Annotated in this window: 20 protein-coding genes; 12 read left to right on the top strand and 8 right to left on the bottom strand. The window is 68.7% G+C overall.

Annotation, left to right across the window (positions count from 1 at the left end; genetic code table 11):
- Together dnaE and B0I29_RS10555 are read left to right on the top strand one after the other, a co-directional pair.
- A complete protein-coding gene (gene dnaE, locus B0I29_RS10560; RefSeq protein WP_111648749.1) occupies positions 1 to 3,534 on the top strand; it encodes a DNA polymerase III subunit alpha in 3,534 nt (1,177 codons plus the stop codon).
- A 30-nt stretch (positions 3,535 to 3,564) separates the two neighbouring features.
- Positions 3,565 to 4,296: a DUF2567 domain-containing protein gene (locus tag B0I29_RS10555; protein ID WP_111648748.1), complete on the top strand. Its 732-nt coding sequence runs from the start codon at positions 3,565 to 3,567 to the stop codon at positions 4,294 to 4,296.
- Here B0I29_RS10555 and B0I29_RS10550 read toward each other — a convergent pair.
- Positions 4,222 to 4,929 carry an LON peptidase substrate-binding domain-containing protein gene (locus tag B0I29_RS10550; protein ID WP_111648747.1) on the bottom strand — a complete coding sequence of 236 codons (708 nt, stop codon included), beginning with the start codon at positions 4,927 to 4,929 and terminating at the stop codon, positions 4,222 to 4,224. The two genes, B0I29_RS10555 and B0I29_RS10550, sit on opposite strands and share 75 nt — an antisense overlap.
- 111 nt (positions 4,930 to 5,040) lie before the next feature.
- Between B0I29_RS10550 and hisD the strand changes: the two genes are divergently transcribed.
- The 7 genes from hisD (at position 5,041) to priA (ending at position 9,974) form a co-directional block, all read left to right on the top strand.
- Positions 5,041 to 6,348, top strand: coding sequence for a histidinol dehydrogenase (hisD, locus tag B0I29_RS10545; protein WP_111648746.1), 1,308 nt, complete (start codon positions 5,041 to 5,043; stop codon positions 6,346 to 6,348).
- The gene (locus B0I29_RS10540) at positions 6,348 to 7,424 is read left to right on the top strand and encodes a histidinol-phosphate transaminase (protein ID WP_111648745.1); all 1,077 of its coding nucleotides are present in this window, start codon (positions 6,348 to 6,350) and stop codon (positions 7,422 to 7,424) included. Before hisD ends, B0I29_RS10540 begins: the two co-directional genes overlap by 1 nt.
- A 76-nt stretch (positions 7,425 to 7,500) precedes the next feature.
- Positions 7,501 to 8,112 carry an imidazoleglycerol-phosphate dehydratase HisB gene (gene hisB, locus B0I29_RS10535; RefSeq protein ID WP_111648744.1) on the top strand — a complete coding sequence of 204 codons (612 nt, stop codon included), beginning with the start codon at positions 7,501 to 7,503 and terminating at the stop codon, positions 8,110 to 8,112.
- Positions 8,109 to 8,270, top strand: a complete 162-nt coding sequence (locus B0I29_RS45660; protein WP_181557759.1) for a hypothetical protein — start codon at positions 8,109 to 8,111, stop codon at positions 8,268 to 8,270. Before hisB ends, B0I29_RS45660 begins: the two co-directional genes overlap by 4 nt.
- Before the next feature lie 3 nt (positions 8,271 to 8,273).
- Positions 8,274 to 8,897 carry an imidazole glycerol phosphate synthase subunit HisH gene (hisH, locus tag B0I29_RS10530; RefSeq protein WP_111649140.1) on the top strand — a complete coding sequence of 208 codons (624 nt, stop codon included), beginning with the start codon at positions 8,274 to 8,276 and terminating at the stop codon, positions 8,895 to 8,897.
- The gene (locus B0I29_RS10525; RefSeq protein ID WP_111648743.1) at positions 8,894 to 9,211 is read left to right on the top strand and encodes a hypothetical protein; all 318 of its coding nucleotides are present in this window, start codon (positions 8,894 to 8,896) and stop codon (positions 9,209 to 9,211) included. Before hisH ends, B0I29_RS10525 begins: the two co-directional genes overlap by 4 nt.
- A gap of 40 nt (positions 9,212 to 9,251) precedes the next feature.
- Positions 9,252 to 9,974, top strand: coding sequence for a bifunctional 1-(5-phosphoribosyl)-5-((5-phosphoribosylamino)methylideneamino)imidazole-4-carboxamide isomerase/phosphoribosylanthranilate isomerase PriA (gene priA / locus B0I29_RS10520; protein WP_111648742.1), 723 nt, complete (start codon positions 9,252 to 9,254; stop codon positions 9,972 to 9,974).
- Here priA and B0I29_RS10515 read toward each other — a convergent pair.
- On the bottom strand, positions 9,923 to 10,846 hold the full coding sequence (locus tag B0I29_RS10515) for a LysR family transcriptional regulator (RefSeq protein ID WP_111648741.1): 924 nt from the start codon (positions 10,844 to 10,846) through the stop codon (positions 9,923 to 9,925). The two genes, priA and B0I29_RS10515, sit on opposite strands and share 52 nt — an antisense overlap.
- A 72-nt stretch (positions 10,847 to 10,918) precedes the next feature.
- Between B0I29_RS10515 and B0I29_RS10510 the strand changes: the two genes are divergently transcribed.
- Complete coding sequence (locus tag B0I29_RS10510; protein WP_111648740.1) at positions 10,919 to 11,803, top strand: EamA family transporter; 885 nt, start codon at positions 10,919 to 10,921, stop codon at positions 11,801 to 11,803.
- Entirely contained in the window at positions 11,800 to 12,561 is a 762-nt protein-coding gene (gene hisF / locus B0I29_RS10505) for an imidazole glycerol phosphate synthase subunit HisF (protein WP_111648739.1), read from the top strand. The genes B0I29_RS10510 and hisF overlap by 4 nt, the downstream gene beginning before the upstream one ends.
- 2 nt (positions 12,562 to 12,563) lie before the next feature.
- Here hisF and B0I29_RS10500 read toward each other — a convergent pair whose 3' ends face one another.
- The 5 genes from B0I29_RS10500 to yczE all read right to left on the bottom strand — a co-directional run bounded on the left by B0I29_RS10500 (position 12,564) and on the right by yczE (position 16,304).
- Complete coding sequence (locus B0I29_RS10500) at positions 12,564 to 12,947, bottom strand: HipA domain-containing protein (RefSeq protein ID WP_181557758.1); 384 nt, start codon at positions 12,945 to 12,947, stop codon at positions 12,564 to 12,566.
- Complete coding sequence (locus B0I29_RS10495) at positions 12,922 to 13,683, bottom strand: type II toxin-antitoxin system HipA family toxin (RefSeq protein ID WP_146616759.1); 762 nt, start codon at positions 13,681 to 13,683, stop codon at positions 12,922 to 12,924. The genes B0I29_RS10500 and B0I29_RS10495 overlap by 26 nt, the downstream gene beginning before the upstream one ends.
- Complete coding sequence (locus tag B0I29_RS10490; RefSeq protein ID WP_181557757.1) at positions 13,649 to 15,076, bottom strand: DUF262 domain-containing protein; 1,428 nt, start codon at positions 15,074 to 15,076, stop codon at positions 13,649 to 13,651. Before B0I29_RS10490 ends, B0I29_RS10495 begins: the two co-directional genes overlap by 35 nt.
- A 60-nt stretch (positions 15,077 to 15,136) precedes the next feature.
- The gene (locus B0I29_RS10485) at positions 15,137 to 15,565 is read right to left on the bottom strand and encodes a hypothetical protein (RefSeq protein WP_111648736.1); all 429 of its coding nucleotides are present in this window, start codon (positions 15,563 to 15,565) and stop codon (positions 15,137 to 15,139) included.
- Between the two features lie 94 nt (positions 15,566 to 15,659).
- A complete protein-coding gene (yczE, locus tag B0I29_RS10480) occupies positions 15,660 to 16,304 on the bottom strand; it encodes a membrane protein YczE (protein ID WP_111648735.1) in 645 nt (214 codons plus the stop codon).
- A 57-nt stretch (positions 16,305 to 16,361) separates the two neighbouring features.
- Between yczE and yczR the strand changes: the two genes are divergently transcribed.
- Positions 16,362 to 17,816, top strand: coding sequence for a MocR-like transcription factor YczR (gene yczR, locus B0I29_RS10475; protein WP_111648734.1), 1,455 nt, complete (start codon positions 16,362 to 16,364; stop codon positions 17,814 to 17,816).
- Positions 17,817 to 17,875: 59 nt separating this feature from the next.
- Here yczR and B0I29_RS10470 read toward each other — a convergent pair whose 3' ends face one another.
- Complete coding sequence (locus tag B0I29_RS10470) at positions 17,876 to 19,699, bottom strand: AMP-dependent synthetase/ligase (RefSeq protein WP_111648733.1); 1,824 nt, start codon at positions 19,697 to 19,699, stop codon at positions 17,876 to 17,878.
- Between the last annotated feature and the right edge of the window lie 139 nt (positions 19,700 to 19,838).

Below are 19,838 nucleotides of genomic sequence, written 5' to 3'. Positions count from 1 at the left end.
GTGTCCGACTCGTTCGTGCATCTTCATGTTCACACTGAGTATTCGATGCTCGACGGGGCTGCCCGGATCAAGGAACTGCTCGCCGAGGCGAAACGGCTCGGCATGCCGGCCGCGGCGATCACCGACCACGGCAACATGCACGGGGCTTACGACTTCTACAGGCAGGCGAAAGCCGCGGATCTGATCCCGGTGATCGGTGTCGAGGCGTACGTGGCGCCGGAGTCGCGGCTCACCAAGAGCCGGATCAAGTGGGGTCGTCCGGAGCAGAAATCGGACGACATCTCCGGTAACGGTGCGTACACGCACATGACGATGTGGGCGCGTAACGCGGTCGGGCTGAAGAACCTGTTCCGGCTCAACTCGCGCGGCTCGATCGAGGGCCAGCTCGGTAAGTACCCGCGGATGGACTTCGACATCATCGCGGAGCACGCCGAGGGCATCATGGGCACCACCGGCTGCCCATCCGGCTCGGTGCAGACCCGGCTGCGGCTCGGCCAGTTCGACGAGGCCCTGAAATCCGCCGCGATGTACCAGGAAGCGCTCGGCAAGGACAACTACTTCCTCGAGATCATGGACCACGGTCTGTCGATCGAGAAGCGCGTCCGGGACGGCCTGCTGGAGATCAGCAAGAAGCTGAACATCCCGCCCCTGGTCACCAACGACTCGCATTACGTGCACGAGGAGCAGTCCGCGGCGCACGACGTGCTGCTGTGCGTGCAGACCGGCAGCAACGTCGCCGACCCGAACCGGTTCCGCTTCGACGGCTCCGGCTACTTCGTGAAGTCGGCCGACCAGATGCGCGCGGTGGACTCCTCCGAGGCGTGGCAGGAGGGCTGCCGGAACACGCTGCTGGTGGCCGAGAAGGTGGACACCGACGGGATGTTCACCTTCAAGAACCTGATGCCGAGGTTCCCGATCCCGGACGGGTACACCGAAGAGGAGTACTTCCGGCACACGGCGTTCGAGGGGCTGCGCGCCCGATTCCCGGCCGGCATCCCGGACACCCACGTGAAGCAGGCGGAGTACGAACTGGGTGTCATCATCCAGATGGGCTTCCCGGCGTACTTCCTCGTGGTCGCCGACTTCATCCAGTGGGCGAAGAACAACGGCATCGCGGTGGGACCGGGTCGTGGCTCGGCGGCAGGCTCGCTGGTCGCGTACGCGATGGGTATCACCGACCTCGACCCGCTGCCGCACGGCCTGATCTTCGAGCGGTTCCTGAACCCCGAGCGTGTCTCGATGCCCGATGTCGACATCGACTTCGACGAGCGCCGGCGCGGTGAGGTGATCCGGTACGTCACCGAGAAGTGGGGCGAGGACAAGGTCGCCCAGATCGCCACGTTCGGCACGATCAAGGCCAAGGCCGCGATCAAGGACTCGGCCCGGGTGCTGGGTTACCCGTTCGCGGTCGGCGACAAGATCACCAAGGCGATGCCGCCGGACGTCATGGGCAAGGGCATCACCCTCGGCGGCATCTTCAACAAGGACGACAAGCGGTACAACGAGGCCGGTGAGATCCGCGGGCTCTACGAGACCGACCCGGACGTCAAGAAGGTCATCGACACGGCTCGCGGCATCGAGGGCCTGATCCGGCAGACCGGTGTGCACGCCGCCGGCGTCATCATGTCCGCCGAGCCGATCATCGACCACATCCCGCTCATGCGCCGGGCCAGCGACGGCGTGATCATCACGCAGTTCGACTACCCGACCTGCGAGACGCTCGGCCTGCTGAAGATGGACTTCCTCGGCCTGCGGAACCTGACCATCCTCGACGACGCCGTGAAGAACATCGAGCTCAACCACGGCAACGGCATGGACCTGCTCGCGTTGCCGCTGGACGACCAGCCGGCGTACGACCTGCTGGCCCGGGGTGACACGCTGGGCGTCTTCCAGCTCGACGGTGGCCCGATGCGGTCCCTGCTGCGCCTGATGAAACCGGACAACTTCGAGGACATCTCCGCCGTCCTGGCGCTGTACCGGCCCGGTCCGATGGGCGTCGACTCGCACACCAACTACGCGCTCCGCAAGAACAAGCTCCAGGAGATCACCCCGATCCACCCGGAGCTGGAGGAGCCGCTGCGGGAGATCCTGGAGCCCACCTACGGCCTGATCGTCTATCAGGAGCAGGTGCAGCGCGCCGCGCAGATCCTCGCCGGCTACACGCTCGGCCAGGCCGACCTGCTCCGCCGCGCCATGGGCAAGAAGAAGAAGGAGATCCTCGACAAGGAGTTCATCCCGTTCCGCGACGGCTGCCGGGCGAACGGGTACTCCGACGAGGCCATCCAGGCGGTGTGGGACGTCCTGGTCCCGTTCGCCGGCTACGCGTTCAACAAGGCGCACTCCGCGGCGTACGGCCTGGTGTCGTACTGGACGGCGTACCTGAAGGCGCACTACCCGGCCGAGTACATGGGTGGTCTGCTGACCAGCGTCGGCGACGACAAGGACAAGATGGCGGTCTACCTGGCGGAGTGCCGCCGGATGGGCATCCAGGTGCTGCCGCCCGACGTGAACCAGTCGGCCGGGCCGTTCACCCCGGTCGGCACCGACATCCGGTTCGGCCTCGGCGCGGTCCGCAACGTCGGCGGCAACGTGGTGGAGGCGATCGTCCGCTGCCGTAAGGAAAAGGGCGACTACAACGACTTCTACGACTTCCTGTCGAAGGTCGACGCGGTGGCCTGCAACAAGCGAACCATCGAATCGCTGATCAAGGCGGGTGCCTTCGACTCGATGGGGCACAGCCGCAAGGGCCTGCTCGCCGTGCACGCCGAGGCGATCGACGCGTACGCGGACGTCAAGCGCAACGAGGCGGCCGGGCAGTTCGACCTGTTCGGCGCGTTCGGTGACAGCGACTCCGGCGTCTCCTCGACGGTCGCGATGCCGATCATCGGCGACAGCGAGTGGGACAAGCGCGACAAGCTCGCGTTCGAGCGGGAGATGCTCGGCCTCTACGTCTCCGACCACCCGCTCGCCGGCCTCGAGGTGCTCCTGCAGAACTCGGCGGACACCAGCATCGCCGCGCTGGGCGAGGAGGGCTCGGTGCCGGACGGCGCCGTGGTCACCCTGGCCGGCATCCTCACCGGTGTGCAGCGCCGGATCACCAAGCAGGGCCGGGCCTGGGCGTCGGCGACGCTGGAGGACCTGGCCGGCGGTGTCGAGGCGCTGTTCTTCCCGAACACCTACGAGCTGGTCGGGCAGTACATCGCCGAGGACGCGATCGTGGTGGTCAAGGGCCGGATCGACCGGCGCGACGACCAGGCCCGGATCATGGCGATGGACATGTCCATGCCGGACGTGACCCACAACCCGGACAACAAGCCGGTCACCCTGACCATGGCGGTGACCCGGTGCACGCCGCCGCTCGTGGACGAGCTCAAAGAGATCCTCATCAGTCACCCCGGCGACGCCGAGGTGCACGTCCACCTGCAGAACGGCAAACGTACGACGGTGATGCGGCTGGGCGGGGTGCGGGTCGCGCCGACCCCGGCGCTGCGAGCCGATCTCAAGATGATTCTCGGGCCATCGGCCGTCGCCTGACGATCAGCGCTGATCTGGAAGGATCGTAGGGTGCAACCGAGCGATCTCGAACCGCCCTACGATCCCGGCCCGCCCACGTGGCGTTCGGCACAGTGGTGGCAGTTCCAGCGTGACAGCCGCCGGCCCCTGCGGCGGACCGTGACCGCCACGATCGTCAGCCTGGTGGTGCTCGGCGTGCTGGGCGCGCCGCTGGGCCTTCTCTGGGCGTGGCTCGCCCCGGGTGTGCCGGTGATCAACGTGGGCGACAACGGGATCGTGGTGAACGATCCGTCACCCGAGCAGTACATCGCCTCGGACGGCTGGTTCACCCTGCTCGGGTTCGCGTTCGGGCTGCTCGCCGCGGTCGGTGCCTGGCTGGCGCTGCGCCGCGACCGGGGGCCGTTCCTGCTGCTCGGTGTGGTCGGCGGGACGTACGTGGCCGGGCACTGGGTGGCGCCGTGGGTCGGTGAGCTGATCGGCCGGGACGCGTACCAGCAGTGGCGTGCCTCGGCCGCGCAGGGCGCCACCTATCTGGCCCCGCCGGAGGTGCACTCGCTCGGCCCGACGCTGGTGCCGGCGTTCGCCGCGGCGATCGTGCTGACGCTGCTGGCCGGCTGGTCGAACGACCCGGACCTGGACCAGCCGGGAGCCGCGCCCGGTTACGGCCCGAACCATCCCTATGTGGCACCCGTGCCGGCGATGGACGACTCAGTTTGGGCTGGCGGGACGAGCCAGGTCGGAGAGCGGCACCGGGACGGCACGGACCCGGGCAAGCAGGCCTGACTCGCGGTTGAGCAGCCGCAGCTCGGCGCGCAGCCGGCTCGCCGTGTCGGGGGTGGCGAGCAGCTGCTGCCGCTCCTCGACGGTGAGCTGGGCGGTCGCCGCGACCAGGTGGGACAGCACTGTCGGGTCGTCCGGAACCTGGTCGAGCACCTCGCTGTTCGGCCGGAGCAGTTCCAGGTATGACCGGAACGCGGCCAGCACCCGCGGCGCCAGGATGTGGGCGGACTCGTCGGCCTCGTCGGTGTCGGTCAGCCAGCGGACCCGGGCGCTCAGATAAGGCTCCGCGCCCTGCTCGATGCTCAGCACGGTGAACCGGCGCTTGCCGACGGTCATGATGTCGAACCGGCCGTCCGGCAGCTCGGTGACGTGGCGCAGCTCCGCCGTGCAGCCCACCTCGTACAGATCCTCGGCGCGGATCGGCGGCACGGCCGGCACCGGGCCCTCACCGGGATCGGGCGGCACCTCACTGCCGTGGCGCAGGGTGACCACGCCGAACTCGTGCGGATCGTCGGCGGACAGCGCCACGAGGTCCCGCACCAGCGCGCGGTATCGCTCTTCGAAGATGTGGAGGGGCAGCACCAGGCCGGGAAAGAGCACCGTGCTCAGCGGGAAGACCGGCAGCCGATCGCTCACGCGTTCAGCCTAGTCGCCGACCGACCTTGGTCAACCCGGCGCGGTGTCCCAACGCCTGGGCCGGGTGCGGCGGCTTCGCTGACGGTACGGCCGGCGGCCTAGACTGGGCGGGTGCTGAATCGGATCGACCTGCGCGGCTCCTCTCGTGACCCGCGCGGACTGCTGCCCCGTGCCCAGCTCGACGTCTCTGTTGCCGTCGAGCGGATTCGCCCGGTTGTCGAGGCGGTTCATCAGCATGGATTCAGCGCGATCCAGGAGGCGACGTCGAAATTCGACGGTGTCCAGCTGGATCGTCTGCGGGTGCCGGTCGAGGAGATCACCGCCGCCGAGGCGAGCCTCGACCCCGAGGTGCGCGCCGCGCTGCTCGAGGTGATCAAGCGGGCCCGCAAGGTGCACGCCGACCAGCGCCGCACCGAGGTCACCACCCAGGTCGTCCCGGGTGGCACGGTCACCGAGCGCTGGATCCCGGTCCGCCGGGTCGGCCTCTACGTGCCGGGCGGCCTCGCCGTCTACCCGTCCACCGTGGTCATGAACGTGGTTCCCGCGCAGGAGGCCGGCGTCGAGGGCCTGGTGATCGCCAGCCCGCCGCAGGTGGAGAACGGCGGCCTGCCGGATGCCCGGGTGCTCGCCGCGTGTGCCCTGCTCGGCGTCACCGAGGTCTACGCCGTGGGCGGCGCCCAGGCGATCGCGATGCTGGGGTACGGATCGACCGGCGCCGACGAAGCCGACCGGTGCGAGCCGGTCGACGTGATCACCGGGCCCGGCAACATCTGGGTGACAGCCGCGAAACGCCTGCTCAGGGGCGTTGTCGGGATTGACGCCGAGGCCGGCCCCACCGAGATCGCGATCCTGGCCGACGACACCGCCGACCCGCGGCACGTCGCGGCCGACCTGATCAGCCAGGCCGAGCACGACCCGCTCGCCGCGAGTGTGCTGGTCACCGACTCGCTCGCCCTCGTGGAGTCGGTCGAGGCGGAGCTGGCCGTGCAGGTCGCCGCCACGAAACACGAGGAGCGGGTACGCACGGCGCTGACCGGCGAGCAGTCCGGTGTGGTGCTGGTCGACGACCTGGAGCAGGGCCTGCGGGTGGTGGACGCTTACGCCGCGGAGCACCTGGAGATCCAGACCCGGGACGCGCGGGAGTGGGCCCTGCGGGTCCGCAACGCCGGCGCGATCTTCGTGGGCGCCTGGTCGCCGGTGTCGCTCGGCGATTACGCCGCCGGGTCGAACCACGTGCTGCCGACCGGTGGCTGCGCGCGGCACTCGTCCGGTCTGTCGGTGCAGTCGTTCCTGCGCGGTGTGCACATCATCGATTACGACGAGGCGGCTCTGCGTGACGTGGCGGGCCATGTGGTGGCCCTGGCCAACGCCGAAGATCTCCCCGCCCACGGTGACGCAGTGAAGGCACGGTTCTCCTGATGACCACGATTGACGATCTGCCGATCCGGGACGATCTGCGCGGCACGACGCCTTACGGCGCGCCGCAGCTGGACGTGCCGGTGCGGCTGAACACGAACGAGAACTCGTACCCGGTGCCGGACGACGTGGTGGAGGCGATCGGCAAGGCCGTGCAGGCCGAGCTCCGCGATCTGAACCGTTACCCGGACCGGGACGCGATCGCGCTCCGCACCGAGCTGGCGTCCTACCTCGGCCACGGCCTCACCACGGCGAACGTGTGGGCGGCGAACGGCTCCAACGAGGTGCAGCAACAGCTGCTGCAGGCGTTCGGCGGGCCGGGTCGCACCGCGCTGGGCTTCGGCCCGTCGTACTCGATGCATCCGCTGCTGGCGCAGGGCACCGGCACTCGCTGGATCGGCGCGCTGCGTGACCCGGACTTCGGGCTGCGCCCCGATGCCGCCGTCGCCGAGATCGAGAGACACGACCCGGACCTGGTCTTCGTCTGCTCGCCGAACAACCCGACCGGCACCGCTCTGGACCCGTCGGTGATCGACGCGATCCTGGCGACCGCGCGGGGCATGGTGATCGTCGACGAGGCCTACACCGAGTTCGCCCGGCCCGGCACGATCAGCGCGCTCACCCTGCTGCCGCACCACCCGCGCCTCGTGGTGAGCCGGACCATGAGCAAGGCGTTCGGTTTCGCCGGCGGCCGGCTGGGCTACCTGGCCGCCGACCCGGCCGTGGTCGACGCGGTGCAGCTGGTCCGGTTGCCGTACCACCTGTCGGCGATCACCCAGGCCGCCGCGCGGGCTGCGGTCGTGCACCGGGACTCGCTGCTCGCCACTGTCGAGGCGATCAAGGAGCAGCGCGACCGGATCGTCACCACGCTCCGGGCCCGGGGTGTGCGGGTCGCCGACAGCGACGCCAACTTCGTGCTGTTCGCCACCGATCCCGATCAGAAGGCAGCCTGGCAGGCCTTCCTCGACCGTGGGGTCCTGATCCGCGACGTCGGCCTGGCCGGCTGGCTGCGGGTCACCGCCGGCACCGAGTCCGAGACGTCCGCTTTCCTGAACGCCGCTGAGGAGATCCTGCCATGAGCGAGCGAAGCGAGCGCATTAAGTTCAGTGTCGCTTTTCCGGCTCACAGCGCCGACGAACGAAGTGAGGAGGCTCTGTGAGTCGTACCGGGCGGATTGACCGCGTCACCAACGAGACCAAGGTTCTCGTCGAGATCGACCTCGACGGCACCGGCAAGGGCGATCTGAGCACCGGCGTGGGCTTCTACGACCACATGCTCAACCAGCTCGCCAAGCACGGCGGATTCGACCTCACCGTGCGTACCGAAGGCGATCTTGAGATCGACTCGCACCACACCATCGAAGACACCGCGATCGCGCTCGGCGAGGCCTTCGCGCAAGCGCTCGGCGACAAACGAGGCATCCGCCGGTACGGGTCAGCGACCATCCCGATGGACGAGGTGCTCGTCCGTGCGGCCGTCGACCTGTCCGGCCGGCCGTACGTGGTGCACGACGAGCCGCTGCTCACGCCGTACATCGGGCCGGTCTACGCGACCAGCATGACCCGGCACATCTTCGAGGCGTTCGGCCACGCCGCGAAGGTGACCCTGCACGTGGACGTGCTGCGGGCCTGCCGCCCGGGCGGTCACCCGGACGCGCACCACGTGGTGGAGGCCCAGTTCAAGGCGTTCTCCCGGGCGCTGCGCGAGGCTGTCGAGATCGACCCGCGCAACGCCGGCTCGCTGCCGTCCACGAAGGGGGTTCTGTGATCTCCCTGGTTCTGTTCGCGGCGGCCGGCATCCTGGTCGGCGGCGTGGTCCAGCTGGTCAAGGCGGACGCCACGAAGTTCAGCATCGGGATGGTCGCTGTGCTGGCGGCGCTCGCCACGGCCGGCGGCTTCGCCTGGTGGCCGATGGGGGAGGCGTAAGTGGTGGCCAACATCGTCATCCTGGACTACGGCTCGGGGAACCTCCGGTCGGCCGAGCGGGCGGTCGCGCGTACCGGTGCTGAGGTGACAGTGACCAGCGACCTGGGCGCGGCTGCCGAGGCGGACGGCCTGGTCGTTCCGGGCGTCGGCGCGTACGCCGCCTGCATGGCCGGGATCGAGGCGCTGAACGCCGGGCCGGTGATCGCCGCACGGGTGGCGGCCGGCAAGCCGGTGCTCGGCATCTGCGTCGGCATGCAGATCCTCTTCGAGTCCGGTGTGGAGCACGGTGTGGAGACCAAGGGACTGGGCCTGCTGCCCGGCTCGGTCACCAAGCTCTCCGCCGAGCGGATTCCGCACATGGGCTGGAACACGGTGCAGGTGCCGTCCGGCTCACGGCTGCTGACCGGACTCACCGGGGACGAACGGTTCTACTTCGTTCACTCGTACGCTGCTCAAGATCTTGAATTGCTGGCGCAAGCCGGCGCCGAAGTGACCACCGCGACCCACGACCTGCCGTTTGCCGCCGCGGTGGAAGCCGGCGCTCTGAGCGCCGCGCAATTCCACCCGGAGAAATCGTCGGACGCCGGATTCCTGCTGCTCACCAACTGGGTCGCGGGACTGAGGTGAGCAAGGAACGCGCGCGGCGGCGGGCCGAGAGGCTCGTCGTGCTGGAGAAGGAGAAGGCCGTCCGTGCCCGGCGGGTCGCCCGGCGTAACGGCGTTCGCACCTTTCGTCAGAAACTGACTCCGCGATTCGGGCGGAACGGCCGGATCTACCATCGCAGTCGTCGTGAGCGGATCGGCATCGCCGTCGTCACGCTGCTGGCGATCGCCGCGGTCTGGACGTTCATCCCGGAACTGGCGCTCCGCGTCATCCTCACCGCACTGCTCGTCCTCGCCGTGCCGGCCCTCGTTGTCGTGGTGCTCGGCCGCCGGGCCTAAGTCGTTCCTATGTGCCTCAGTCGTTCCTAATGGGAGAGAAATGACCCTCCAACTGCTGCCCGCCGTCGACGTCGCCGACGGCCAGGCCGTCCGCCTGGTGCAAGGCGCCGCCGGCTCGGAGACCGCGTACGGCGACCCGCTGGAAGCCGCGCTGGCCTGGCAGAACGATGGCGCCGAGTGGATCCACCTGGTCGACCTGGACGCCGCTTTCGGCCGGGGTTCGAACGCTGAGCTGCTCGCCGACGTGGTCCGCCAGCTCGACGTGAAGGTGGAGATCTCCGGTGGCATCCGCGACGACGAGTCGCTGACCCGGGCACTGTCGACGGGCGCCCAGCGCGTCAACATCGGCACGGCCGCACTGGAGGACCCGGAGTGGTGCGACCGGATCTGTGCCGAGTACGGCGACCGCGTGGCGATCGGACTGGACGTGCGTGGGCGTACCCTCGCTGCTCGGGGCTGGACCCGCGACGGCGGTGACCTGTACGAGGTTCTTGCCCGGCTCGACAAGGCGGGCGCGTCCCGTTACGTCGTCACCGACATCACCAAGGACGGCACCATGCGCGGGCCGAACCTGGACCTGCTGCGTGAGGTGTGCGCCGCGACCGACAAGCCGGTGATCGCCAGCGGCGGCGTCTCCACGCTGGAGGACCTGCGGGCCCTCGCCACGCTGGAGCCGATCGGTGTGGAGGGTGTGATCGCGGGCAAGGCGCTTTACGCGGGCGCGTTCACCGTCCGTGAGGCGCTTGTCGCGCTGGCTTCCTGATCCCACGCTTCGCGTAACGCCTCCTCGGCGGCCTTGATCGCAGGACGGGCCGCCGAGGAGTCGCGCCAGGCGATCACCACGCGCCGGGTGGGTAGTGGTGTCACCTCGACGACGCGGACTCCGTCGGGCAGTGCCGGGCGGGCGAGTCGGGGGATGAGTCCGACGCCGAGGCCGGCGGCGATCAGGGTGAGCTGGGTTTCGAACTCGCCCACCTGGAAGTCGGGGACCAGGCCGGGGAGTCTGCGGACGAGGTATTCGTAGCAGACGTCGCCGGCGCGGACGCCGATCCAGCGTTCGTCCTTCGCCGCTTTTAAATCAATTTTTCCGTTTAAGTGGTGGTTTGTCGGCACGATGAGATCCGCGTGGTCCTGGCCGATCTCGATCTTCGTCACCGTCTCCGGGTAACGCAGGCCGACCTCGGGCCAATCATCCAGCACCGCGAGATCCACGTGACCCCGGCGCAGCAGCTCCAGACCCTCGTGCGGATTCACCTCGATCAGGCCGGTGGTCAGCTGCGGGTGCTCGATGGCGAGCTTTTTCAGCACGTGCGGCATCAACGCCCGGCAGGCGGTGGCGAACGTGGCCACGGTGAGCCGCCCGGTGACCGTGTCCCGATGCGCGGCCAGGGCTGACTCCGCCTCCTGCACGCTGGTCAGCACCCGCTCGGCGTGGTCGGCGAGAACCCGGCCGGTGTCGGTGAGCCGCAGCCTGCGGCCGTCTTTCTCGACCAGGACCGCGCCGGTCTCCCGCTCCAGTTTCGCGATCTGCTGGGACACCGCGGACGGTGTGCAGTGCAGCGCCTCACCGGCCGCGAGCACCGTGCCGTAACTCGCCACGGCGTGCAGGGCGCGCAGCCTCCCGAGGTCAATCATGTAGCGATGCTACATCGTGGGTGTAGGTTATTTTGCTGGTGCTTAACGGTTGTCTGTCCGAGGCTGATGAGCATGAGACCGCGTGACCTCGCCCTCGCCGTCGCCGTGGCGGCGATCTGGGGCTTCAACTTCGTCGCTATCCACGCGGGGCTGGACCACTTCCCGCCACTGATGTTCAACGCGCTGCGTTTCGGTCTCGCCGCCTTCCCCGCCCTGTTCTTCGTCGGCCGTCCCCAGGTGCCGTGGCGATGGATCATCGCGGTCGCGCTGGTCCTCGGCGTCACCAAGTTCTCGCTGCTCTTCGCCGGGATGAACGCCGGGATGCCGGCCGGCCTCAGCTCGCTCGTGCTGCAGAGCCAGGCCGTCTTCACGATGCTCTTCGCGGTGCTGTTCCTGCGCGAACGTCCCCGCCGTCTCCAGATCGCCGGCCTCACCGTCGCGGTCGTCGGCGTCCTGCTGGTCGCCACCCGGATGGGCGCCAACCTCCCGGCGTTCCTGCTGGTCATCGGCGCGGCGGTGGCCTGGGGACTGTCGAACGTCGCCACCCGCAAGGCCTCGCCGCCGGACAGCCTGCGCTTCATGGTCTGGGTCAGCGCCCTCGCCACCGGGCCGCTCATCGTGCTCACGTTGCTCTTCGACGGACCGTCCGCTGACCTCGCCGCGCTTCGCACGATCAACACCGAGGCCTTGCTCTCGCTGCTGTACATCGCGCTGGTCAGCACTCTCGCCGGCTTCGCCGGCTGGGGATTCCTCATGCAACGGTACGGGGCCGCGACCGTCGCCCCGTTCTCCATGCTCGTCCCGTTCTTCGGCATCGCGTCGGCTGCGGTCGTCCTCGGAGAGCCGATCTATCCGGTCGACATCGCCGGGGGCGTGCTCGTCGTCGGCGGGGTGCTTTTGGGACTGGTCCGGGCTCGGCCGGTCGCCTCCCGGCCCTTGGCTAGGGTTGGGGCATGACGGTCGCGGTGCGTGTTATCCCCTGTCTGGACGTGGACGCCGGACGGGTGGTGAAAGGTGTCAACTTCGTCGACCTGCGGGATGCGGGCGACCCGGTGGAGCTGGCCGCCGCCTATGACGCCGCGGGCGCCGACGAGCTGACGTTCCTCGACGTGACAGCGTCCTCCGACGATCGGGGCACGATGCTGGACGTGGTTCGGCGTACCGCCGAGTCGGTCTTCATCCCGCTCACCGTCGGCGGCGGGGTGCGCTCGGCCGACAACGTCGACGTGCTGCTGCGAGCCGGCGCCGACAAGGTGGGTGTGAACACCGCGGCCATCGCCCGCCCCGAGCTGATCGAGGAGATCGCCACCCGGTTCGGCAACCAGGTGCTGGTGCTCTCGCTCGACGTGCGCCGGTCCGCGGACCAGCCGTCGGGCTGGGAGGTCACCACACACGGCGGCCGCCGCAGCGCCGGCCTGGACGCGATCGAGTGGGCGGCCCGGGTCGCCTCCCTGGGCGCCGGCGAGATCCTGCTGAACTCGATGGACGCCGACGGCACCAAGGCCGGCTTCGACCTGGAGCTGATCCGGGCGGTCCGCGGCGTCGTCGACATCCCGGTGATCGCGAGCGGCGGGGCGGGAGCGGTCGAGCACTTCCCGCCGGCCGTCGACGCGGGCGCCGACGCGGTGCTGGCAGCGAGCGTCTTCCACTTCGGCGACCTGACGATCGGCGAGGTCAAGGAGTCCCTCCGCGAGGCCGGCAACCCGGTCCGCTGACGTCAGACGGTCCGAGCCAGCGGCAGGTCACGCAGCCGGCCGTTGATCAGGTTGGACATCTCGGCTGACAGCGGCAGGTCGGGGGAGAGCGCGGACCATGTCTCGCGCATCTTCTCGACGAACTCCGCTGCCAGCGTCGCCAGCGACTCGGGCTGCGGGTACCCGATCCGTTCGCCGAATCGGCGGAAGGTGGCTGGGGTGACCGAGGTGAATTCCTTGGAACGGTCCAGGTTGAGCGCCAGCGTGTCCGCGCGGAATGGCTGGTAGACGATCGTCGACACGAAGTCGTAGGCGGGGCCCAGGGTGATCGATCCGGATCGTGCGTATCGCAACGACCAGTTCTTCAGGTGGGCGTCGCCATTACCCATCAGAACGATGGCGACCAACCGCCGGACGAACTCCTTGATCGCATCCTCGCCCGCGAGAGTCAGCAGGATCCGGCCGATCGACCAAGCCCTCGGGAACACCTTGCACTTCGGCCGCGGGAAAGAGATCGATGGCCGGAACGTCGACCCCCGACTCCTTCAACCACAGCATCATCGAATACTCGTTCTCGGGCACCTTGCCGAAGTCGTGGAACGGCAGTTTGACGATCCAGTCGCCGCCCTCGCCGCTGGCAGGGAGGGTGAGTCCCCGCCGCGTCTTGAGCAGTGACAGCTTCAGCTGAATGCCGGCCAGAGAGAACTTGAGCCGGACCCGGTCCAGAAGCTCGGACTCCAGGGATGTCTGATGGGTGTCCGGTACATCCGTCCAGGGTTCGGCGGGGAGCGCGGTGACCGCTCCCGGCAGATCATGGCCCAGCCCTGCGAGCAGGAAGAACTCGCGCTCTGGGTGGATGCCGAGCTGCCGCGCGATGATGTCCCGCAACGGGCCGCCTTTTTCGGGCAGCAGGTTGGAGAACCACGGGGTCAGACGTTGATGTGTGTTCCGGGCCCGTTCCGGATCGTCCTCGAAGGTTTGACCGAGCACCGGGCGCGACGGCATCCGCAGGTACTCACCGTTCAAGGTCAGGCGTGCGGTGTTTCCGGACAGCACGATCTCGCCGACGACGACGTCGTGAAGCCGGACGGTGAGGGCCCACGACGATTCACCCGGCATGGCTGTGTGCTTCTTCGGGATCATCGGTGACCATCAGGTCGCTGATTGCCGGGCGATCGGATGCTCCCCACTGAGCGAAGGGCTGCGCGGCCTCGATCAAGCTGAGTGCCAGCAACCGCCGCCGCCGGGTGACGAACCCGTCGATGTCGCCGGCCTGCAGCCGCGAGATCATTGTGACGTCGAGAGCCTGTGATGCCAGCACCGCCGGATCATGGTTTCCGGCGAGGAGATCGGGGAGAGGCCCCTCGTCCGGCAGTCCGAAGAAGAGGCTGCCAGCGAGCCGATGAAAAGCCGCGTGGCCGTGCGCCTGCAAGACACTGGCCACCGCCAGCGGATCACCGGTCAGCAGCGAGCGCGGAGCCAGGGTGATCAGAGCGAGCCGCTCGCCGACCTGCGTTAAATATTCGGCGCCGGGTTTCTCGGCCGGCGCTGCCTCCAGCAACCTGATGGCATCCAGCGAGTCGGCGCCGCGTAGCGGCTGTGAAGGCCGGCGCTCGGCGGCTCCCATGGAACGCCACAGCCACCGGATCAGGAGGATGCGAGCGCGAGCGGACGGCGCTCGATTCAGATGGAAGAACCTGACCAGCGGGCTGAGAAGATCGAGATGCTTCTCCCAGACCGAGATGTGTGGAATTCCGGCTTCCTCGCGGAGCCAGAGGATCGCTCGCGTCACGGCTCGATCGGCGTCGGTAATTCCCTGAGCCGCCTCCGTCAGGGCGATTTCGGGGATGCGACCGAAACCGGTGGCCGCCAGCCGTGCCGAAAGAGAATCGGTGTGAGGTTGCCGCGCATGGGTCAGGTCCACGGCGCTCAGCCCGACCCCGGCGTCGTTGAGCCGAAGGAAGATCTCCGCCGCTGCTTCGACAGGCGAGTTGAGCAGCCGGACGAGTGTCAGCGGATAATCGAGGATGCGGCTCCGCACGTCCGTGGCGCGTCGGCTGTAGGGGTCAGCCGGTTCGCGCTCATCCCGCCAGGCGTAGAAGGACTCTGGATCCGCCATCAGGTCAAACGGGAGATCGAGTGGGCGGGCGGGTTCCCTCTGCGGGATCACCGCATCCGCTTCCAGGTCGTAGGCCAGGCGGATGGCCTCCGGACCGATCCCGCCGAGGTGCGACAGAGCCCCGGCGAGCGTCCCCAATCGTTGTGAGCCGTCCACGATCCACCAAGCGTCCGCCCGGGAAGAAACGGCCATCTGTATCGGGCCGACGCGGTCCGGTCCGCCGTCCGCAGGCCCCTCGACGAGGGTTATCGCCCCGATCGGCAAGCCCGCCAGGATGCTTTCGAAAAACGGCACCGCCTGCCGTGCGGTCCAGACGAAAGGACGCTGGAAGGAAGGCGTCCGGAATTTTCCGTCTTCGATGAGCGTCAGGACTTCCCGCACGGTGAGGGAGAATGGCTCCGACGCGGCTCGCGTCATTCCCTCACCCCCTGGATCGCCGGGCTGCCTTCCCGACGCCATTTAACCGTACGGGAGCCGTTATCGGCCGTCGGCGAGGCGGAGGCGGTATTCGCGGAGGGCTGACGCGTAGGCCTGCTCGGTCAGGGGCCAGTCGCCGTCGCCGGGTTCGGCGGATCGGTTGAGCTGGGTTTGCAGGGTCATCACCGCTGAGGAGAGGCCGCTGAACGGGCGGGTCCGCCAGAGCTGCTCGCCGGCCGGGGCCACCTCGAACATGTCGTCCTCGACGGTGATCAGGCCGGCGCCGGAGAGGCGGCGGACCGATTCCTCGATGTCCTCGCGGCTCGGGACGCTGTGGTGCAGGAAATCCGCGGCGGCCAGCAGGTCGGCCAAGGTCGCGCCGGCCACCGGCAGGGCGGCGTGCATCGCCCTGTCACGCTCCAGCCGCTCGGCGATGACCGCGGAGACGAAGATCCAAGCGTCGTTCCAGTGCCAGCCGCCGACCCCCATGCCGCAATGATGCCGTGCCGTCGCCTCACCCGGAAGCGAATGTGTCCGGATGATCACCGGGCCGTTGCCCGGGCCAGAAGTGGATCAAGTGGGGTCAGCTCGGCATAGGGTGCGCATCGGGGTCGGGCAGTCTCACGGTTCGGTCGCCGCGGCGGCGTTCCGGGACGGTCAGCAGCGGCAGGAACAGGTGCGCGAGGGGGCCGATCGCCAGGGCGTACGCAATGGTTCCGATCCCGACCGTTCCGCCCAGCAGGAAGCCGGCGCCCAGCACGATCAGCTCGATGCCGGTGCGGATCAGACGCAGCGAGAGCCGGGGGAACCGGGCGGCCAGGCCGGTCATCAGGCCGTCGCGGGGGCCGGGACCCATCCGGGAGCCGATGTAGAGGCCGGTCGCGAACCCGTTCAGCAGGATCCCGCCGACCAGGTAGCCGACCTTGGCCGGGATTCCCTCGCCCATCGGCAGCACCCAGAGGGCGAAGTCGGCGGAGAAGCCGACCACCACGAGGTTGGCGATGGTGCCGAAGCCGGGCCGCTGGCGCAGCGGGATCCACAGCAGCAGCACCGGCACCCCGACGATCAGCACGATCCAGCCGAAGCTGATCCCGGTCACCTCGGAGAGGCCCTGGTGGAAGACGTCCCAGGGGTTGAGCCCGAGGTCCGACTCCACCATCAGGGCCATGCTCACCCCATAGAGGAAGAGCCCGACGAAGAGTTGTGGCACGCGCCGAAACAAGTCCATGTAGCCACTCTCGATGCCAATTAGCTGATGTTAAAGTGCCAATTATTGGAGGGTGGCATGACTACATCAGTGCGTGGCGATCAATTGGCCCGGCTTCTGGGCCGGTGGCACTCGCTGCCCGGCCGGCACCGGAACCCTGACTACGCCGCTCTGGCCGGTGCGGTCCGAGGGTTGCTGGCTGACGGGCGGCTCGCCCTCGGTGTCCGGCTTCCGGCCGAGCGGGAGCTCGCCGAAGCCCTCGCGGTCAGCCGGACCACGGTGTCGGCGGCATACCGGGCGTTGCGCGAGACGGGTCATCTCACCAGCCGGCGTGGGGCCGGGAGCTGGACCACGCTGCCGAACGGCCATCGGGTCGCCACGTCCGGGCTCTGGACCCCCGACGACGACCTCGACATGATCGACCTGGGTTGTGCCGCGTCGGCAGCGCCGGTCGAGCTGGTGCCTGCGGCCCGGGCGGCGGCCGACGATCTGCCGCGTTATCTGGGCAGTGCCGGGTACCACCCGACCGGGCTTCCTGAGTTGCGGGCTGCCGTCGCTGAGGCGTACACGGCGCGGGGTGTGACCACGTCGGCCGAGCAGATCATGATCACCAGTGGCACGCAGCAGGCGCTCGACCTGGTGTTGCGGCTCTCGGTTCCGGTCGGGGCGCCGGTGCTGGTGGAGACGCCGACGTACCCCAACGCGCTCGCCGCGCTCGCCGCTCGCCGCGCGCGGATCAGCACGCACGGCCTCGACATCGAGACCGGCTGGGACGGCGAGATGATGCTCGGCGCGCTGCGTCAGACCAGACCCAGACTTGCGTACGTGATTCCGGAGTTCCACAACCCGACCGGTCACCTGATGCCGGCCGAGCTGCGCGAACGCCTCGTGGTCGGCGCCCACTCGGCCGGGGCTGAGCTGGTCGTCGACGAGTCCTTCGTCGATCTGCCGCTGGAGGGTCAGGAGATGCCGCCACCGGTGGCCGTCTTCGACCGGCACTCCCGGGTGACGTCGATCGGCGGCATGAGCAAGGCGTACTGGGGTGGCCTGCGGATCGGCTGGGTTCGCGCCTCCGCGCCGCTCGTCCAGCGGCTCGCCGCGATCCGGGTCGGCGTCGACATGGGCAGCCCGGTGCTGGAGCAGCTCGTCGCGGTTCACCTGCTGCGGCTGGCCCCGGAGATCGTTGCGGCCCGGCGGGCGCAGCTGCGATTCCGGCGGGACGCGCTGGTCGAGACGTTGCGGGAGATGCTGCCGGAATGGCGGTTCGTCGTGCCGGCCGGCGGGGTGACGCTCTGGGCGGAGCTGGACGGCCCGATCTCGAGCGCGCTGTCGCGGGCGGCGGAGGATCTCGGGGTGCGGCTGGCCCCGGGCCCGCGGTTCGGCCTGGACGGCACTCTGGAGCGTTTCCTGCGGCTGCCGTTCACCCTGGCGGCCGACGACCTGATCGAGTCGGTACGCCGGATCGCCGCGGTCCGCCACGACCTCGACCACTCACCCCGGCCGACCTGGCGAAGCCCCGTCGTCATCACCTGACTTCAGGAAAACGCAGCGAGGCCGGACAGAAGTCCGGCCTCGCTGAAGAAGAGTGACTGTCAGAGCTGGGCGAGGGAGCCCGCGTACATCTTGTCGATCTGCTCGGCGAAGTTCGTCTCGACGCTGCGCCGCTTGATCTTCATGGACGGGGTGACCTCGCCGGACTCGATGCTGAGGTCGCGGGGGAGGATCGCGAACTTCTTGACCGTCTCCCAGCGGTTCAGCTTGGCGTTGAGCTCGGCGATGAAGTCGGCGACCAGCTTCTCCGTTTCCGGAGCGGCCACGATCTCCGCGTAGCTCTTGCCGGCGAGCGGGCCATCGGCCGCCCACGACTTGATCGCGTCCTCGTCGAGGGCGATCAGCATGGTGACGAAGTTGCGGTTCTGGCCGACGACGATCGCCTGCGACGTGTACGGGCAGACGGCCTTGAACGCGCCCTCGATCGCCGACGGTGCGATGAACTTGCCACCGGACGTCTTGACCAGGTCTTTCTTCCGGTCGGTGATCTTCAGGTAGCCGTCGGCGTCGAGCTCGCCGATGTCACCGGTACGCAGGAAGCCGTCCTCGGTGAACGCCTCGGCCGTGGCCTCCGGCAGGTTGTGGTAACCCCGCATGACCGGCGCGCCGCGCAGCAGCACCTCGCCGTCGGTGTCGATGCGAACCTCGAGGTCGCCGATCGCCTCGCCGACCGTGCCGATCCGCAGGCGGCCGTTACGGTTCACGAAGTTGGCCGCGCAGGCCTCGGTCATGCCGTAACCCTCAAGGATCGGCAGGTTGGCCGCCGCGAAGAACTCCGAGATGTCCCGGCTCAGCGCCGCGGAGCCGCTGACCAGCACCTTGATGTTGCCGCCGAGCTTCTGCTGGAGCTTCGAGAAGACGAGCTTCTCGCCGATCGCGTACTGAATCTTGAGTGCCAGCGGGAGCGGCTTGCCGGTCTGCTCCAGCGCGACCTTCTTCTTCCCGGTCGCCACGGCCCAGCTGAAGATCTTGGGCTTGAGGCCGCCACCGGAGAGGCCGCTCGTGACGGTCTTGTTGTAGACCTTCTCGAAGATGCGCGGCGGGGCGCACATCAGCGTCGGCTTGATCACCGCGAGCAGGTCGATCAGCTTGTCGACGCGGCCGTCGACATAGGTCGGCACGCCGACGTGCAGGATGCCGCAGAGCAGGGTCTTGCCGAACGCGTGCGACATCGGCAGCCAGAGGTAGTGCAGGTCCTGCGGCGAGAAGAGGCCGAGGTTTTCCTGCGCCACGCCCTCCCAGGTCCAGCCCTTGTGCAGCAGGGTGACGCCCTTGGGGCGGCCGGTGGTGCCCGAGGTGTAGATCAGGGTGGCGACGTTGTCCGGCGTGAGCTGGGCGAGCACGTCGTCGATCAGCGACGGGTTGGCCGCCAGCGCGGCTTTGCCGAGCTCTTCCAGCTCGGTGAGGGTGATCTGCGGCGGGGTGGCGCCGGCGTCGGCGGGACCCTCGATGATCACGACCTTGGTCACCGCGGTCTCGGCGCCGGCGATCTTCAGCGCCTGCTTCGCGTTCTCCGCGATGAGGATCTTGGAGCCGGAGTCGGTGACGATGAACGCGGTGTCTTCCGGCTCGGTGGTCGGGTAGACCGTCGTGGCGGCAGCGCCGGCCACGTTGATGCCGAGGTCGGCGAGGATCCACTCGAGACGGGTGTTGGAGAGGATCGCGACCCGATCCTCCAGGCCGACGCCGAGCTCGCGCAGACCGGCGCCGATGGCCCGGGTGCGCTCACCGACCTCGCGCCAGGTCAGCCACTCGGGACCGGTGTCGGTCGCGTTGGGCTTCGCGAGCGCCCGGGCATCGGGGGTTTTCGCCACGCGCTGAAAGAGCATGTCCGGAATTGACCGGTAGGGAACCTCGAGAGCCATATCGGGCGCCGCCTTAGAAGACCAGAAACGGGGAGCAAGTAACGTCAGTGTTACCGGAGGGTAATGCGCGTCCGGCACCACGGCTAGAGTGCCGCATCAACCAACTTCACCGGCCCGGGTGGTCCCCGTTAACGGGACC

The sequence above is a fragment of the Actinoplanes lutulentus genome (assembly GCF_003259845.1).
GTDB lineage: Bacteria > Actinomycetota > Actinomycetes > Mycobacteriales > Micromonosporaceae > Actinoplanes > Actinoplanes lutulentus.
Note: the sequence above shows the minus strand (reverse complement) of the source record. Positions and strands in the feature narration are given on the sequence as shown.

Bases quoted from the DNA above. Each gene is read 5' to 3' on its own strand.
- B0I29_RS10540 (WP_111648745.1), top strand. From the start codon at position 6,348: ATGACCACGATTGACGATCTGCCGATCCGGGACGATCTGCGCGGCACG.
- priA (WP_111648742.1), top strand. From the start codon at position 9,252: ATGACCCTCCAACTGCTGCCCGCCGTCGACGTCGCCGACGGCCAGGCC.
- B0I29_RS10515 (WP_111648741.1), bottom strand. From the start codon at position 10,846: ATGATTGACCTCGGGAGGCTGCGCGCCCTGCACGCCGTGGCGAGTTAC.
- B0I29_RS10510 (WP_111648740.1), top strand. From the start codon at position 10,919: ATGAGACCGCGTGACCTCGCCCTCGCCGTCGCCGTGGCGGCGATCTGG.
- hisF (WP_111648739.1), top strand. From the start codon at position 11,800: ATGACGGTCGCGGTGCGTGTTATCCCCTGTCTGGACGTGGACGCCGGA.
- B0I29_RS10495 (WP_146616759.1), bottom strand. From the start codon at position 13,683: ATGATCCCGAAGAAGCACACAGCCATGCCGGGTGAATCGTCGTGGGCC.
- B0I29_RS10490 (WP_181557757.1), bottom strand. From the start codon at position 15,076: ATGACGCGAGCCGCGTCGGAGCCATTCTCCCTCACCGTGCGGGAAGTC.
- B0I29_RS10485 (WP_111648736.1), bottom strand. From the start codon at position 15,565: ATGGGGGTCGGCGGCTGGCACTGGAACGACGCTTGGATCTTCGTCTCC.
- yczE (WP_111648735.1), bottom strand. From the start codon at position 16,304: ATGGACTTGTTTCGGCGCGTGCCACAACTCTTCGTCGGGCTCTTCCTC.
- yczR (WP_111648734.1), top strand. From the start codon at position 16,362: ATGACTACATCAGTGCGTGGCGATCAATTGGCCCGGCTTCTGGGCCGG.
- B0I29_RS10470 (WP_111648733.1), bottom strand. From the start codon at position 19,699: ATGGCTCTCGAGGTTCCCTACCGGTCAATTCCGGACATGCTCTTTCAG.